This window comes from Streptomyces sp. NPDC006368 (assembly GCF_040612535.1).
Taxonomy (GTDB): Bacteria; Actinomycetota; Actinomycetes; order Streptomycetales; family Streptomycetaceae; genus Streptomyces.
In genome coordinates, this window is sequence record NZ_JBEXQK010000016.1 from 24,569 (window position 1) to 39,790 (window position 15,222).

The 15,222-nt window shown below is 75.0% G+C and carries 12 protein-coding genes; 7 read left to right on the plus strand and 5 right to left on the minus strand.

The features are described from left to right. The first annotated feature begins 32 nt into the window (after nucleotides 1–32). Both ureG and ABZZ38_RS14840 read left to right on the plus strand, forming a co-directional pair. Entirely contained in the window at nucleotides 33–710 is a 678-nt protein-coding gene (gene ureG / locus ABZZ38_RS14835) for an urease accessory protein UreG (protein WP_356739488.1), read from the plus strand. Continuing rightward, entirely contained in the window at nucleotides 707–1,483 is a 777-nt protein-coding gene (locus tag ABZZ38_RS14840; RefSeq protein ID WP_356739490.1) for an urease accessory protein UreD, read from the plus strand. Before ureG ends, ABZZ38_RS14840 begins: the two co-directional genes overlap by 4 nt. A 21-nt stretch (nucleotides 1,484–1,504) precedes the next feature. Here ABZZ38_RS14840 and ABZZ38_RS14845 read toward each other — a convergent pair whose 3' ends face one another. The 3 genes from ABZZ38_RS14845 to ABZZ38_RS14855 form a co-directional block, all read right to left on the minus strand. Beyond that, a complete protein-coding gene (locus tag ABZZ38_RS14845; protein WP_356739492.1) occupies nucleotides 1,505–1,795 on the minus strand; it encodes a DUF4190 domain-containing protein in 291 nt (96 codons plus the stop codon). A gap of 213 nt (nucleotides 1,796–2,008) precedes the next feature. After that, nucleotides 2,009–3,055 (minus strand): NAD-dependent epimerase/dehydratase family protein, encoded by a 1,047-nt coding sequence (locus tag ABZZ38_RS14850; RefSeq protein WP_356739494.1) that lies wholly within the window; start codon nucleotides 3,053–3,055, stop codon nucleotides 2,009–2,011. Nucleotides 3,056–3,118: 63 nt separating this feature from the next. Then, entirely contained in the window at nucleotides 3,119–3,832 is a 714-nt protein-coding gene (locus tag ABZZ38_RS14855) for a lysophospholipid acyltransferase family protein (RefSeq protein ID WP_356739643.1), read from the minus strand. A 191-nt stretch (nucleotides 3,833–4,023) separates the two neighbouring features. On the opposite strand from ABZZ38_RS14855, the gene ABZZ38_RS14860 reads away from it, so the two are divergent. From ABZZ38_RS14860 to ABZZ38_RS14880, 5 genes are all read left to right on the plus strand, one after another. Beyond that, nucleotides 4,024–4,422: a VOC family protein gene (locus ABZZ38_RS14860; RefSeq protein ID WP_356739496.1), complete on the plus strand. Its 399-nt coding sequence runs from the start codon at nucleotides 4,024–4,026 to the stop codon at nucleotides 4,420–4,422. A 152-nt stretch (nucleotides 4,423–4,574) separates the two neighbouring features. Next, on the plus strand, nucleotides 4,575–7,184 hold the full coding sequence (gene lanKC, locus ABZZ38_RS14865; RefSeq protein WP_356739645.1) for a class III lanthionine synthetase LanKC: 2,610 nt from the start codon (nucleotides 4,575–4,577) through the stop codon (nucleotides 7,182–7,184). After that, nucleotides 7,181–7,309 carry a SapB/AmfS family lanthipeptide gene (locus tag ABZZ38_RS14870; RefSeq protein ID WP_356739498.1) on the plus strand — a complete coding sequence of 43 codons (129 nt, stop codon included), beginning with the start codon at nucleotides 7,181–7,183 and terminating at the stop codon, nucleotides 7,307–7,309. The genes lanKC and ABZZ38_RS14870 overlap by 4 nt, the downstream gene beginning before the upstream one ends. A 160-nt stretch (nucleotides 7,310–7,469) precedes the next feature. Beyond that, nucleotides 7,470–9,500 (plus strand): ABC transporter ATP-binding protein, encoded by a 2,031-nt coding sequence (locus tag ABZZ38_RS14875; RefSeq protein WP_356739499.1) that lies wholly within the window; start codon nucleotides 7,470–7,472, stop codon nucleotides 9,498–9,500. Continuing rightward, nucleotides 9,497–11,407 (plus strand): ATP-binding cassette domain-containing protein, encoded by a 1,911-nt coding sequence (locus tag ABZZ38_RS14880; protein ID WP_356739501.1) that lies wholly within the window; start codon nucleotides 9,497–9,499, stop codon nucleotides 11,405–11,407. The genes ABZZ38_RS14875 and ABZZ38_RS14880 overlap by 4 nt, the downstream gene beginning before the upstream one ends. A gap of 46 nt (nucleotides 11,408–11,453) precedes the next feature. Here the strand turns inward: ABZZ38_RS14880 and ABZZ38_RS14885 are convergent, their stop codons facing one another. Together ABZZ38_RS14885 and ABZZ38_RS14890 are read right to left on the minus strand one after the other, a co-directional pair. After that, on the minus strand, nucleotides 11,454–12,068 hold the full coding sequence (locus ABZZ38_RS14885) for a response regulator transcription factor (RefSeq protein WP_356739503.1): 615 nt from the start codon (nucleotides 12,066–12,068) through the stop codon (nucleotides 11,454–11,456). Between the two features lie 198 nt (nucleotides 12,069–12,266). Further along, nucleotides 12,267–15,167: a LuxR C-terminal-related transcriptional regulator gene (locus ABZZ38_RS14890; RefSeq protein WP_356739505.1), complete on the minus strand. Its 2,901-nt coding sequence runs from the start codon at nucleotides 15,165–15,167 to the stop codon at nucleotides 12,267–12,269. Nucleotides 15,168–15,222: the final 55 nt, after the last annotated feature.

Sequence of the window (15,222 nt, forward strand, 5' to 3'; positions counted from 1 at the left end):
AGCAAGATCCGCAGAAGAACGGAGCTCCGACCATGCACCTCGACCACGGCCATGACGGCCCCGCCGCCGTCGGCGCCGACGCCCACCGCCCCGACGGCGCCCGCCGCGCCCTGCGCATCGGCCTCGGTGGCCCCGTCGGCTCCGGGAAGACCGCCACCGTCGCCGCTCTCTGCCGCGAGCTGCGCGACCGGCTGTCCATCGCGGTGGTCACCAACGACATCTACACCCGCGAGGACGCCGAGTTCCTGTTGCGCAACGCCGTCCTGCCACCGGAGCGCATCCAGGCCGTGGAGACCGGCGCCTGCCCGCACACCGCGATCCGCGACGACATCTCCGCCAACCTCGAAGCGGTCGAGGACCTGGAGGACACCGTCGGGCCGCTCGACCTCATCCTCGTCGAGTCCGGCGGCGACAACCTCACCGCCACCTTCTCCAAGGGCCTCGTCGACGCCCAGATCTTCGTCATCGACGTCGCGGGCGGCGACGACATTCCACGCAAGGGCGGCCCCGGCGTCACCACCGCAGACCTGCTCGTCATCAACAAGACCGACCTCGCCCCGTACGTCGGCTCCGACCTGGAGCGGATGGCCCACGACGCGAAGGAGCAGCGGGGCGACCTGCCTGTTGCGTTCACCTCGCTCATCGGGGAGCAGGGCGTGCGGCCCGTCGCCGACTGGGTGCGGGCGCGGCTCGCCGCCTGGGCCGCATGAGCGGCGCCCGTACGAGCCCCGCCCGTACGAGCGTCCACGCCACCGCGCGGATCGTCGCCGAGCGGGACGGCGCCCTGCCGGTCCTGGAGAGCGACGGACCGCTCGCCCTGCGCCGCACCCGGGCCACCGGCCCGTACACCCGCGTCACCGTCGTCGGGGCGATGACCGCTCCGCTGGGCGGCGACCGGCTGGCGATCGAGGCGGAGGCGCGGGACGGGGCACGGCTCACCGTCGGCTCGGCGGCGGCGACCGTCGCCCTGCCCGGCCGGGGCGCCACCGGGCCGGCGACGTACGACGTCCGGCTGACCGTGGGTGACGGCGCCGAACTGCGCTGGCTGCCGGAGCAGTTGATCTCGGCGTACGGGTCGGAGCTCCGGATGCGTACGACCGTCGAACTGGACGGCACCGCACGACTGGTCCTGCGTGAGGAGCAGATCCTGGGCCGGCACGGAGAAGAGCCCGGCACCCTCGCCGCCCGCCTCACCGTCCGCCGCGCCGGGCGCCCCCTGCTGGACCAGGAACTGCTCTGCGGTCCGGGGGCGCCCGGCGGCTGGGACGGGGGAGCGGTGCTGGCAGGGCGCCGGGCGGTGGGCCAACTCCTCGTGGTCGACCCGGACTTCGCCGAGAAGCCCGTCGATCCGCGCCTGCTGGGCGAGACCGCGGTCCTCGCGCCGCTCGCCGGGCCGGCCGCCCTGGTGACGGCGGTGGCGCCGGACGCGCTGCGCCTGCGGCACGTCCTGGACGAGGCGCTGGACCGGCTCGTCCGGGGCTGACGGCTCGTCCCGCGTCGAGGGTCAGCCGCCGACGTACCAGGCGAAGCCGCCGTTCGACGCCGCGACGAACATCATGATGGCGAAGATCACCAGGTCCACCACACCCAGGATGATCGCGGCCTTCGCCATCCCGGCCCCACCCTTCGCCGGTGCCTGCTTGCGGCCGAGCACACCGAAGATGATCGCGAGCGGGCCGAGGATCACGCTGAAGACCAGCACACCGACGACGCCGCACACGAGCCCGGCGATGGCCAGGCCGTTCGTACGGGACTGCGTGTGCCCATGCGTACCGCTGGTGCCGTAACCGGCCATGAGAACTCTCCCTGTTCCGGGGGAACTTGTGAAAGTCCGTGTTGCCCGATGTGCCGACACCATGCGTGGCGGGTGAGAACCGGCCCCGATCCCGGCACGTCCCCTCGGCCTGCCCCCTCGGCCCGTCCCTCAGCCCGGCGATGGGTGGTCCGCGCCACTCGGTTCCCGCCCGGCGCGCCCACCACCTCCGTGGCACCCGTGTCCCGTGCTCGCTCACCGCACTCCCGTCAGGCCCTGCAGCCACGCGTCCTCCGCCGCGTAGTCGAACCAGTCGATCCGCTGTTTCGCCAGGGCGGGGAAGGCGTCGCGCCACTCCCGGCCGGCCAGCCGCCCGGCCAGCCACTCGACCGTGGCGGGCAACGACTCCGCGTACGCGGTGACCGGGCGATAGCCCAACTCGCGCTCGGCGGCGGCCATGTCGTACACGACCGGATACGCCGCGGTCCACGGCGTGACCCCGACGATCCCCACCGGCGCCGCTCCGTCGATCAGCACCGTCTCGCTCGACACCCCCAGGGCCGCGTCCACGGCCGCTCCGATCTCCGCGACCGTCGGTGCCTGCGGATCCGCGGCGTTCAGCACCCGCGAGCCCGGCTTCACCGCCGCGAGGCGGATCAGCTCGGCGAGGTTGTCCACGTGCACGGGATGGAACCGGCTGCGCCCGTTGTACGCCAGGATCCGCACCGGCCGCCCGTCCAGCGCCCGCTTCACGAAGAACAGCTCGCGCGGGGCACGGCAGTACGGGCCGTGAACCGCGCCCGCTCGCAGCAGCGTCACCGGCAGCCGGTCACCCGCCGCCAGCAGCTCCCGCTCCAGCGCCACCTTCCGTGTCCCGTAGGTCGCCTCGCCCGGCTCCACCGTGGCCTGCGACTCCGGGATCGGCACCGGATAACGCGGGAAGCCGTCCGGCTCCGCCTGCGTGTCGAAGCCGCGCCCCCGTTCGTCCCGGTAGATCGCGCCGCTGGAGACGACGACCGCCGAGCCGATCCGGTCCGCCGACCCGAGCAACTGCCGGGCGTGCCCCGCCCCGTACGCCACCATGTCCACGAGCACGTCGCACCCGTCGCCGAGGGCCGCCGCCAGCGCGCCCCCGTCGTCCCGGTCCAGTGCCACGGGCCGCACCTCGTCCGGCCATCGGGCGTCCCGCCCGCCGCGGCGCGAGGCGGCCCGCACCTCCCAGCCGTCCTCGGCCAGCGCCCGCACCGCGGCCCGCCCGATCTGTCCCGTCGCGCCCAGCACGATCACGCTTCCCCTGGTCATGGAGCGACGCTACGCCCGTCCCGCCGGGCCGCCCAGGTGCTTTCGCCGTGCGCGGATACGCGCTCAGCGCCGCAACCGGGGGAACTTCCCGGACTGCCCGGTCGCCGGCGCCGCCTTCACCGTGGCCGCGTACTCGTCGACGTACTCCTGCCCGGACAGGGAGAGGATGCTGTACATGATCTCGTCGGTGACCGCGCGGATCACCGCCTTCTGGTTCTCCATCCCCGCGAACCGGGAGAAGTCCAGCGGCTCGCCGAAGCGGATCGTGACCCGCTTGATCCTCGGTACGACCTGGCCCGGCGGCTGGATCTCGAACGTCCCGACCATCGCACAGGGAATCACCGGCACGCCCGCCTTCAGGGCCATCACCGCGACACCCACCTTGCCCTTGTAGAGCCGCCCGTCGTGCGACCGGGTGCCCTCGGGGTAGATGCCGAGGAGCTCGCCCTTGTCCAGCACTCCGAGCCCTTCGCGGATGGCGGCCCGGCCCGCCTCCTTGCCGGAGCGGTCCACGGGGATCTGGCCGGCGCTGCGGAAGAACGCGGCGGTCAGCCGGCCCTTGATGCCGGGGCCGGTGAAGTACTCCTGCTTGGCCAGGAAGGTGATGCGCCGCTTGAGCACGACGGGCATGAGGAAGTGGTCCGAGAACGACAGATGGTTCCCCGCGATGATCGCCGCCCCGCTGTCCGGGATGTGCTCCAGCCCCTCCGTCCTCGGCCGGAACAGCAGCCGCAGCACCGGTCCGAGCAGCACGTACTTGAGCACGTAATAGAACACGGTCTCTCCCATCCACGGATCGGCTCCGGGCCGGTCCGCCAGGCCATCCGACTTTACTGATCCTTCGTCAGTTCGGAGCCTCACGGGACGCGGCCCCCGCCGGAACGGACGCGGAGAGCCGGGCCGTAGGGGCTCCCGGCAGTCACGCGCGGCGTGCGCGTGTCGTCCCCGAGGAGGGGCACAAGAGCCGCATGACGGTATCGAAGACCAGTGTGCTCGTACTGGACAGCGCCGAACCCGAAGCGCTCGCCGAGTTCTACGCCGCGTTGCTGGACGCCCGCACCGAGCGGGGCACCGACCCCGACTTCATCGAGGTCGTCGGGCAGGACGGGGTGCGTCTGGCCGTATGGCGCGACCACGGGTACGCGCCGCCCAGTTGGCCCCGGCCGGACGACTCGCAACAGGCGCACCTGCACATCCTCGTCGCGCAGGAGGACATGGACGAGGCGGAGAGGGAGGCGGTCGGCCTGGGCGCCCGTCCCGTGGAGACCAGGGACAACTCCGGTCCACGCGACGTCCGGACGTACGCCGACCCCGCCGGGCACTCCTTCACCCTCGCCGCGCGGGAAGGGCGGTCGGCCATGGAGTGACGGGGTCACGAGAGGCGGGGGCGCGCGCAACGGGCAAGTGCCAAAGGGAAGTTACTCGTGCGTTCCGCACGGCTCTTTGCTGACACTTGTGACTGTCGGCCTCCCGTCCCCTGATGGCACTGTCTTCCTCGTCGCCGACCGAGGGAGCAGGTGTGATCAAGGGATACGCCACCTTCTGCGACGCGGACCGCCACTTCTACGACGCACCGCACCGGCTGTCCGCGTCGGAGGGCAGGGGAGCCCACGCGGCCCCGTACGAGACGGCGCTCGCGTCCGTACCGGAAGGCTGGCAGCGGCACCGCACCGGCGACTGGCTGGCGCTGCGACCTCTCGGGCACACGCTGCCCGCCCAGGGCTGGAAGATCCACGTATCGGCCCGCCTCGACAACGCGGAAACGATTCTGTCGAGGGTGGCCGACTACTGCCTCACCCATCGCGTCGCCTTCAAGTTCGTCCCCAGCCGCTACCTGCTCCACAACCGCAACGCCAAGTACGCCGACCGCGCCGGCAGCGGCAAGTTCATCACCGTGTACCCCGCCGACGACGAGCAGTGCCACCGCGTCGCCCGCGACCTGGACGCCCTGCTCGCCGGCGAGGACGGCCCGTACATCCTCAGCGACCTGCGCTGGGGCGACGGCCCGGTGTACCTGCGGTACGGCAGCTTCACCCAGCGTCACTGCTACGACGACAAGGGCGACCTGTGCCCCGCCGTCCAGCACCCCGACGGGCGGCTCGTCCCCGACCTCAGAGGACCGGTCTTCCAGGTCCCCGACTGGGTGACCCTGCCCGACTTCCTGCGCCCCCACCTCGACGCGCGGCGGGCCGTCACCGTCACCGACATCCCGTACACCATCGACCGCGCCCTGCACTTCTCCAACGGCGGCGGCGTGTACGTCGGCCACGACACCAGGACCGGCGAGAAGGTCGTCCTCAAGGAGGCCCGCCCGCACGCCGGCCTCGCGGCGGACGGGGCCGACGCGGTGACCCGGCTCCGGCGCGAACAGCAGGCCCTGGAACGGCTGGCGGGCCTGCCGTACACACCGGAGGTACGCGGCACCTTCGTCCTGGGGGGCCACCACTTCCTGGCGATGGAGTACGTCGAGGGCAAACCCCTCAACACCTTCTTCGCCCGCCGCCACCCCCTCATCGAGGCCGACCCCACGCCCGAGAGCCTCGCCGCCTACACGGACTGGGCCCTGCGCGTCCACCGGCTCGTCGAGGAGGCCGTCGAAGCCGTCCACGCGCGCGGTGTCGTCTTCAACGACCTGCACCTGTTCAACATCATGGTGTCCGAGGACGAGTCCTCCGTCGTCCTGCTCGACTTCGAAGCAGCCGCGCACATCGACGAAGGCCGCCGCCAGACCGTCGCCAACCCCGCCTTCGTCGCCCCCGCGGACCGGCGCGGCTTCGACGTCGACCGCTACGCGCTGGCCTGTCTGCGGATCGCCCTCTTCATGCCGCTCACCAGCCTCTTCCCGCTCGACCGGCACAAGGCCCGGCACCTGGCCGAGATCGCGGCCGCCCACTTCCCCGTGCCGCGCGCCTTCCTCGACGAGGCGGTCGCGGAGATCCTCTCCGGGGATCCCCGGTCCGGGGACACGCCGCCCTTCGGCCCCTACCTGCCGGTCGAGCCCGGCGACTGGCCCCGCAGCCGCGACTCCATGGTCCGCGCCATCGAATCCTCCGCCACCCCCGGGCGCGACGACCGATTCTTCCCGGGCGACATCGCACAGTTCGCGACGGCGGGCGGCGGACTGACGCTCGGTTACGGCGCGGCGGGCGTCCTGTACGCCCTCGCCGAGACAGGGGCGCCGGCCCACACCGCCGCCGAGGAGTGGCTCCTGGAGCACACCAAGGAGCCCCCGTCCGGCAGTCCCCTCGGCCTCTACGACGGCCTCGCCGGCATCGCCTGGACCCTCGACCGGCTCGGACACCCCGAGCGGGCCATGGAACTCGCCGAACTCACCCTCGCCCGGCCGTGGGAAGGCGTCGCCCCCGACCTGCACAGCGGCCTCGCCGGACTCGGCCTCGCCCTCGACGCACTCGGCCTGCGGGACGCCGCCCTGCGCTGCGCGGACCTCGTCGCCCAGGCGCTCCCCGGAGTCACCCGGGCCGGGCTGCTCCACGGGGCGTCCGGACCGGCCCTGCTCTTCCTGCGCCTGTACGAACGCACCGGTGACAGCGGACTCCTCGACCTCGCGGCCGACGCGCTGCGGCGCGACCTCGACCGGTGCGTGCGCAGCGCCGGCGGCACCCTCCAGGTCGACGAGGGCTGGCGGACGATGCCGTACCTCGGCGCCGGGAGCGTCGGCATCGGCATGGTGCTCGACGACTTCGCCGCCCACCGCGACGACGAGCGCTTCGAAGGCGCGCGGAGCGAGATCGTACGGGCCGCGCAGGCCACCTTCTACGCCCAGCCCGGGCTGTTCCGCGGCGCGGCCGGCATGGTGCTCCACCTCAGCCGCACCACCGCGCCCGGGCCCGGCACCGAACCCTCCGACGTACGCCGCCAGATCGACGCCCTCGCCCGGCACGCCGTGCCGTACCAGGGACATCTGGCCTTCCCCGGCGAACAGATGATGCGGCTGTCCATGGATCTCGCCACGGGCACCGCCGGCTGTCTGCTCGCCCTCGGCAGCGCCGCGTCCGACGGACACGCGCACCTGCCGTTCCTCCCGCCGCTCCGGCGGCCCACGAGCCGGTCCCTGCCAGGGGCCGTAACCGAACACACTGTCCCCATGAAGGAAAGGAATCAATCATGACCCTTCTCGACCTGCAGTCGATGGAGACCCCGAAGGAAGAGGCCACGGGCGACCTGGCCACCGGCAGCCGCGCCAGCCTGCTGCTCTGCGGTGACAGCAGCCTGAGCGTCACCACCTGCAACTGACCCGACTCGGGCGCGCGGTGCCGACACCGTGCGACTGACCGGATCGCCCCGGCCCCGGACGGCACGCCCGTCCGGGGCCGGACCCGCACCACCCCCGCACCACCGGTCCGCCGGGCGGCTCGCCCGCCGGCGGACGCGAGGAAGGAAGGAACCGCCCCGGATGCCTGCCGCACGCACGGCGCCCCACGCGGACGATCCGACACCGGGGACCGCCGAACGGCGCCGCCGCGAGCCGACTCCCGCGGCGGACCGCGCCGCCGACCGGGCCGCTCACCATGGCGGGGCCGAGGCCCCGGACCGCGCCGCGGAGCGCGTCGCCGACCGCGCCACGGAACGCCAAGCCAACCGGGGAGCCGACCGTGTGCTGGTCAAGGCCGCCCGGCACAGCGCTGGCCGGGCCACCGCCATCCTCGGCTGCTCGCTCGCCTCGGCCGCCGCGACCCTCGCCGAACCAGCCGTCCTCGGCCACACCCTCGACCTGCTCCTCGCCGGCGCCCCCGCCGCCCCCCGCTGGGTCGCCCTCTGCGCGGCACTGATCACGGCGGACCTGATCCTCGACGCGGGCGTGGCCCTGCTGACCGGCACCACCAACGCCCGCACCACCTCCTGGCTCCGCACCCGCGGCCTCACCCGCCTCCTCGCCACCGCCCCGCACCACGCCGCCCGCTTCGCCCCCGGTGACCTGGCGACACGGCTGACCGCCAACGCCACCGAGGCGGGCACCGTGCCGGCCACCGCCGCGAGCGCGGTGGCGGCCGTCGTCCTGCCGGTCGGGGCGCTGATCGCGCTCCTCGCCATCGACTGGCGGACGGCGCTCGCCTTCCTGGCCGGCGTCCCGCTGCTCATGCTCTTGCTCCGCGCCTTCGCCCACCATTCGTCCGACAGCGTCGCGCGCTACCAGCGCGTGCAGGCCGGGATCGCCGACCGGCTCGTCGAGGCCCTCGCCGGGGCGCGCACCATCGCCGCCGCCGGGAGCGCCCGGCACGAGCGGCGGCGCGTGCTCGCCACGCTCCCCGACCTGGCGGCCGAGGGCCGGCGGATGTGGCAGGTCTACGGCCGGGCGGTGGCACGCAGCGGTGTCCTGATGCCCCTGCTCGTCTGCGTCGTCCTCGCCGTCGGTGGCCTGCGGCTGGCCTCCGGGGCACTCGGCGTCGGCCAGTTGCTGGCGCTGTCACGGTACGCGGCCCTCGCCGCCGGCGTCGGCGCGGTGGCCGGCCCGCTGGGCGCCCTCGTCCGGGGCCGGGGCGCGGCCCGTCGCACGGCCGAGCTGATGGCCCTGCCGCCCCTCGGGCACGGGCGCCACGGCCTGCCCGCCGACGGGCCGGGCACCCTCGAACTGCGCGACGTCACCGTCGTACGGGACGGACAGGCCGTGCTGCACGGCGTCGACGTCCTCGTGCCCGGCGGCACCACGGTGGCCGTGGTCGGCCGCTCCGGGGCCGGCAAGTCGCTGCTCGCCGCCGTCGCGGGCCGGCTCACCGATCCCGACGAGGGCAGCGTCCTTCTCGACGGCGTACCCCTGGACGCCGTCGAGCGGGGAGAGCTGAGGCGCGAGATCGGTTACGCCTTCGCGCGGCCGGCGCTGTTCGGCGAGACGGTCGGCGAGGCCCTCGCCTTCGGGGAGCACACGCCGACGGCCACCGCCCTGCGATCGGCCGCCCGAGCGGCGGGTGCCGACGGCTTCGTCGAGCGCCTCCCCGACGGCTACGCCACCCCCCTGCCGGAGGCGCCCCTGTCCGGCGGCGAGTTCCAACGCCTCGGCCTGGCACGGGCGTTCGCCCACGCGGGACGGCTGTTGATCCTCGACGACGCCACCTCCAGCCTGGACACCATCACCGAACGGGAGGTCGACCGCGCCCTGACCCGCGACGTACGGGCGGGCACCAGGCTCGTCATCGCCCACCGGGTTTCGTCCGCGGCCCGCGCCGACCAGGTGATCTGGCTGCACGAAGGCCGCGTACGCGCCGTCGCCCCGCACCCCCGGCTGTGGCGGGACCCGGCCTACCGCGCGGTATTCGCGGCGGACGCCGACGAGGCCGCGGTCAACGGGGCGACCGTCTCGGGGGACACGGCCACCGAGGCCACCGCAGCCACGGCGGCGGACGAGGTCACGGCTCCCGGGGCCACGGCACCCGAGGTCACCCCCGCCGACCACCACCCCGCCCGGCCCACCGACGGGGGCGTCGGATGAAGCCGGGTCAGGGGGCCCTGCGCCGCGTCCTGCCCCAGGGGCGGCGTTTCCTGCTGCGCCGCAAGCGCGCCCTGCTCACCCTGGCCGGCTGGTCCCTCCTGGAGTCCGCCCACACCTTCCTCACCGGTTACGGCGTCGCCCGCGCCCTGGATGACGGCTTCCTCGCCGGACGTACGAGCGTGGGACTGCTCTGGCTGGCCGTGGCCGCCGGCGCGGCGCTGCTGGGCGGGTTCGCCGTACGCGGCGTGTTCTCCGGGCTCGCCGGCCTGGTCGAGCCGCTGCGCGACGGACTGGTGCGCCGGGCCGTGTCCCAGGCCCTGGCCACCGCCGTGTCGGACCCGGCCCGGGCGGAGGGCGCGATCGGCAACAGCGCGGTGGTCTCCCGTCTCGTCCACCAGACCGAGATGGCCCGGGACAGTTTCGCCGGGCTGGTCCTGACCGCCCGTTCGTTCGTCTTCACCGCCCTCGGGGCCCTGGTGGGCATGGCCACACTCGCACCGGCGCTGCTCCTGGTCGTGCTGCCGCCGCTGCTCCTGGGGCTGCTGCTGTTCGTGGGCACCCTCGCCCCGATGGCCGGTGCCCAACGGGCCTACCTCGACACGGACGAGGCGCTCTCGGCGCGGGTGGGCGCGGCCGGCGCGGGCATGCGCGATGTGGTGGCGTGCGGCGGCGAGCGCCGGATCGCCGAAGGCATGGGCCGACTGATCGACGCGGAGGCACACCTGTCGGGCCGCCTGGCCCGCTGGGCGGCCGTCCGCACCCTCGCCCTGGGCGCGGCGGGCCGACTGCCGGTCGTGGCTCTCGTGGTGGCCACTCCCTGGCTGTTACGGCGGGGAGTCACCGCGGGCGCCCTGCTGGGCGCGCTCACGTACCTCGTCCAGTCACTGCTGCCCGCGCTGCACACGCTGATGAGCGCGCTGGGTGCGGCGGGCACACGGCTGCTGGTGGTGCTGGACCGGTTCGGCACCGAGGAGCCTGCGCTGCCGGGCGACCCGGAGGGCCGCGACGCGCGGCACGCCGCGCGCTCCCGCCCGGCCGTCACCGCCGCGCACCCGCCGCCCCCGGTGCGTCGGGGCACAGCCGAGCCCGGGGGGCCGGCCGCCGTGTCTTCCGTCGCGGCCCCACCGCCCCCGGGCACCGCCGAGCCCGGGGTGCCGTCCCGGAAGCCTCCGGTCGCGCGCCCGCCGTCATCCGCGCCGCCCGCCGCCGAGCTGCGTGGGGTCACCTTCGCGTACGGGCCCCGGGCCCGTCCCGTGCTCGATGGGCTCGACCTCGTCGTGCGGCGCGGGGAGCACCTCGCGGTGGTCGGTCCCAGCGGCATCGGCAAGTCCACGCTGACCGCGCTCCTCGCGGGGCTCGTCCCGCCGAGCAGCGGCACCGTCCTGGTGGCCGGGGCCCCGGCGTACGTGACCGGTGCGCGGGGACCCGACCGGCGCCGGGCGCTGCTGCCGCAGCACGCCCACGTCTTCACCGGCACCGTCCGTGACAATGTCCGCTATCTGCGCCCCGACGCGACCCGTGCCGACGTGGAGGAGGCCGTGGAAGCGCTGGCGCTGGGCGCCCTCGTGCGGCGGCTCGGCGGCCCGGACGCCGTCATCGACCCCGCGAGGCTGTCGCTGGGGGAGCGGCAACGGCTGGCCCTCGCCCGCGCCTACCTGTCGGACGCCCCCCTGCTCCTCCTCGACGAAGCGACCTGCCACCTCGACCCGGAGACCGAGGAGCACGCGGAGCGGGCCCTCGCGGCCCGCCCCGGCACGCTCATCGTCGTCGCCCACCGCCTCTCATCGGCCGTACGGGCGGACCGCGTCCTGGCGCTCGACGGCACCCGCGCCGCGTGCGCGCCGCACGAGGAGCTGCTGGACACCTCGCCCCTCTACCGCGACCTCGCGGGACTCGCGCACCGGTGAGCGGCGCGGCCGGCCCGCCCCCAGTGGGCGCGACCGCCGCCCGCGCTCACACCCACCCCGCCCCCTGCGAGATACGGATCGCGTCGATCCGGTTGCGGGCGCCCACCTTGCGCGTGGCGGACGCCATGTAGTTGCGTACCGTGCCGTTGGACAGGTGCAGCCCCCGGGCTATCTCGGCGATCGACTCCCCCTCCGCCGCGCGCGCCAGCACGCTCAGCTCCCGCGCCGTCAACGGCATGCGTGTCGCTTCGAGAAAGCCGAAGGCGAGCGATTCGTCAACGAACCGCTCGCCTTGTGCCACCTTCCGGATGGCCTGTACGAGACGTAGTGGGGAACCGTCCTTGTCCACGTATCCCAGCGCTCTGGCCTCGAAGGCCTTCCGCAGCGCCCCCGGCCTGCCCGCCGAGGCGAGCACCAGGAGCGCGATACGTGACCCCAGCCCCGCTCTGCCGCCCGTACCCCCCTGCGCGTCCTCCAGGAACGTCGCGCTGCCCGGACAGTCGAGGTCGACCACGCACACGTCCGGGCGTAACGATTCGGCCTGACGCTGTGCGGTGCGCCAGCCGGAGGCGAAGACGTCGAACGACTCCTCCGACTTGAGCAGCGCTGTCAGCGCCGATCTCAACAGACCGACGCTGTGCAGCACAAGGACCTTGGTCATGTGCGTTCCCCTCCCGATGATCACCGCCCGGTCGCTTCCCGGCCGGCTGCCTGTCCACACATGCGACTGCCCCGGACGGGTGGGCGGGAACCTCCGAGTGGGGCGCGCGGGGCGCACGGTACGGAAGTTCGAGCGCCCCCCGTGCGGCCGTGCGCGTGTGTGCGCCCCCGCGGAGCGTTCCAGCCACTCGCGCCCCACTCAGTCACCCATGGCGATGCCGTCCCGCTCGACGCCGTTCCGTTCGGCACCGTCCCGGTGGACGTGGTCGCTCTCGACACGGTCCATCAGCCGGGACAGCTCGACCCGGGAACGGACCTGCAACGCCACGAAGACGTTGCGCAAATGGTGGTCGACGGTGCGCGGGCTGATCGACAGCCGCATCGCCACCTCGCGGTTGGTGGCTCCTTCCGCGACGCAGCGCGCGATCCGTAGCTGCTGGGGCGTCAGCAGGGGGAGCGCGGCCACCCGTTCGCGCGGGGTACGCAGCCCCTCGCCGGACGCGCCCCCGGTCGTGTCCCCGGTCGCCCGCAGCTCGGCCCGCGTCTGCTCCGCCCACGGACCGGCCCCCGAGCGTTCGAAGGCGACGAGGGCGTCCCTGAGCCGGCCCCGCGCCTCACGCGGACGGCGCCGGCGCCGCAGCCACTTGCCGTACTGGAGCAGGGTTCGGGCCCGTTCGAAGTCGCCCCCCGCTTCGTCGTGCCGCTCCAGCGCCTCGGCGTAGAGCGCGTCGGCCTGCTCCGGCGCGGCGAGCAGGGCACGGCAGCGCGCCAGTTGCGCGGGCGCCTGCGGGTCGGCGCCCTGGGCCGCCCAGAGCGCGAACTCCTCGGCCGCCGCACGCGCGTCGTCGCCCTCTCCGGCGAGCACGGCCGCCTCGACGAAGCACGGTACGGCGAGCATGCGCACCGCGAAGTGCCCGCAGCGGGGTCCCGGCCGCACCAGGGGGCCGAGCCGGGCCACGGCCTCGTACGCCCGGCCGCGCCCCAGGTCCGCCCGGGCCGTCGCCCATTCGGCCAGGGTCGAGGCCTGGACGAGACCGTGGGGGCGGGCCACCGCCATGGCCTGCCCGGCATGCCCGGCCACCGCCCCGGCGTCCCCCTCCACGGACGCGACCAGCGCGAGGACGGCGTGCTGGTGTGCGACGACGTTGCGCAGCCCGGACCGGTGCGCGGCGCGCAGCCCTTCCTGTGCGTGCACCCGGGCCCGGGCGTGCCGCCCGGCCCGCAACTCGGCGTACGCCAGACGCTCCAGCGCCCGTGGCACCACGGTGGTCAGGCCGCGCGTCCGGGCGAGCGCCAGGGCCAGGGCGTTGGTGTGGCACGCGGCCCGGATGTCGCCGAGGACCAGCGCGGCGCCCCCGGCGTGCAGCAGCCGCGTCGGGTCGTCGTCGCCCGCACCCAGGTCGAGCAGCTGCCGCAGGGGTTCGCGCGCCTCGGCGAGGCGCCCGCTCAGGGCGGTGTGCAGGCCCGTCCGGTAGAGGTGGGACATCGCGTGCTCGCCCGGCAGTCGGGGCAACGACGGCCCGCCGCCCCCGCCGCCCCCGCCGCCTGCGCCGTCCCCGGCGAGCGCGGACAGGCAGGCCGCGATGTCGCCCATGGCCCAGGCCGCGTCCATGGCGCCGAGCCGGGCGGCGAGGGCGCGTTCCGGGTCGTACGGCTCCAGCAGGGCGGTCGCCACCCGCAGCACGGCGTGGGCGTCGGCTGCCGGGCCGTCGTAGAGGGTGAGCGTGCCGTCCACGAGTTCGGCCCGACCGGGCACCGCCCGCGTCCCGGTCCCGGCCCCGGTCCTGGTCACTGTTCCGGCGGCCTGCGCCGTGCGCCGGGCGGCGGTGAGCAGGTGCCGGGCCCGGCGCGGCCGGCCGGCCGCCCCGGCGAGCTCAGCGGCGGACGTCCACCGGCTCGCCCTGGCGTCGGTGTCGGTGGTGAGCTCCGCGGCCCGGGCGAGCGCCACGGACCGCTCCAGGGGCGTGGCACCCGGTGGTGTCCCCGTCCCGGCCGCGGCGGCCAGGTCGGCGGCGAGCCGGGGATCGGGCCCTTCGGCGGCGAACGCCCGGTGCAGCAGCCGGGAAAACCGGTGACGTTCCTCGGTGAGCACCGAGGCGAGCAGCGCGTGCGCGGCGCGCCGCCGCGACAGCGCGGCCCCGCTGAGGACCGTCCGCCGCAGCAGCGGGCTTTCGAAGCGGATGGTCTGCCCGGCGTCCCCGGTCGCGCGCGCCACACCCGCGGCCTCGGCCGCGTCCAGCGCGCCGGGCGCGATCCCGGCGGCCCGCGCGGCGCGCAGCACGACCGTGGTGTCCGCGCCCGCGGCCCCGGTGCCGGGCGAGAGTTCCTGCGCGGCGGCTGCCAGGAGCAGCATCAGCCGGGTGTCCGGCGGCAGTCCCTCCAATCGGCAGCCGAACGTCCGCAGCAGGGCCCCGCTGTCGGCGAGCGGCCGGGGCAGTGGGGCGTGCCCGGCGAGCTGCGCCGGCGTCAGGCGGCCGACGAGCGCCTCGATCAGGGCCGGGTTGCCCTCCGCCTCGTACAGCAGCTCCTCCCGTACGGCGGGGTCGGCGCCGCCGCCGGTGAGCTCGTCCACCAGGGCGCTCGCGGCCCGGTCGGGGAGAGGGCCGAGACGGACGACGGGCAGGCCCGCGAAGTCCGGGTCCTGCGCGCGGTGTCCGGCCACGGACAGCAGCAGGCCGAGGGTGCGCAGCGACTCCGCGCGCCGTGCCGCGAAGCCGAGCGCGGCGCGGGACCGGGCGTCCCACAAATGCGCGTCGTCGACGCACACGAGCAGCGGGCCCGTGGCGGCCCGCCCGCGCAGCAGCGAGAGCCACCCGCCCGGCTCCACGCCCCCGGCGGCGCCCACGGGGCAATCGGCGCCCGCGGCGCTGAGCAACGCGTAAAGGCCGCTGTACGGAAGGTCGTCGCGTTCCGCGCGCGCGGCCCTGGTGTACAGCGCCCGGTCGGCGCCGGCGTCGGTGGCGGCCCTGCGGAGCAGCGCGGTGCGGCCCAGTCCCGGTTCGGCGGCGATGAGCAGTACGCCCCCGTGGCCGGATCGCAGCCCGTCGAAGAGGGCTGCGACGGCTTCGAGTTCAGCGCTCCGGCCGTGTATCCCGGTCACTCCGATCATGTTACTTCCGCGTAAACAGCGGCGGAAGCGGTGTTGGGCACACGCC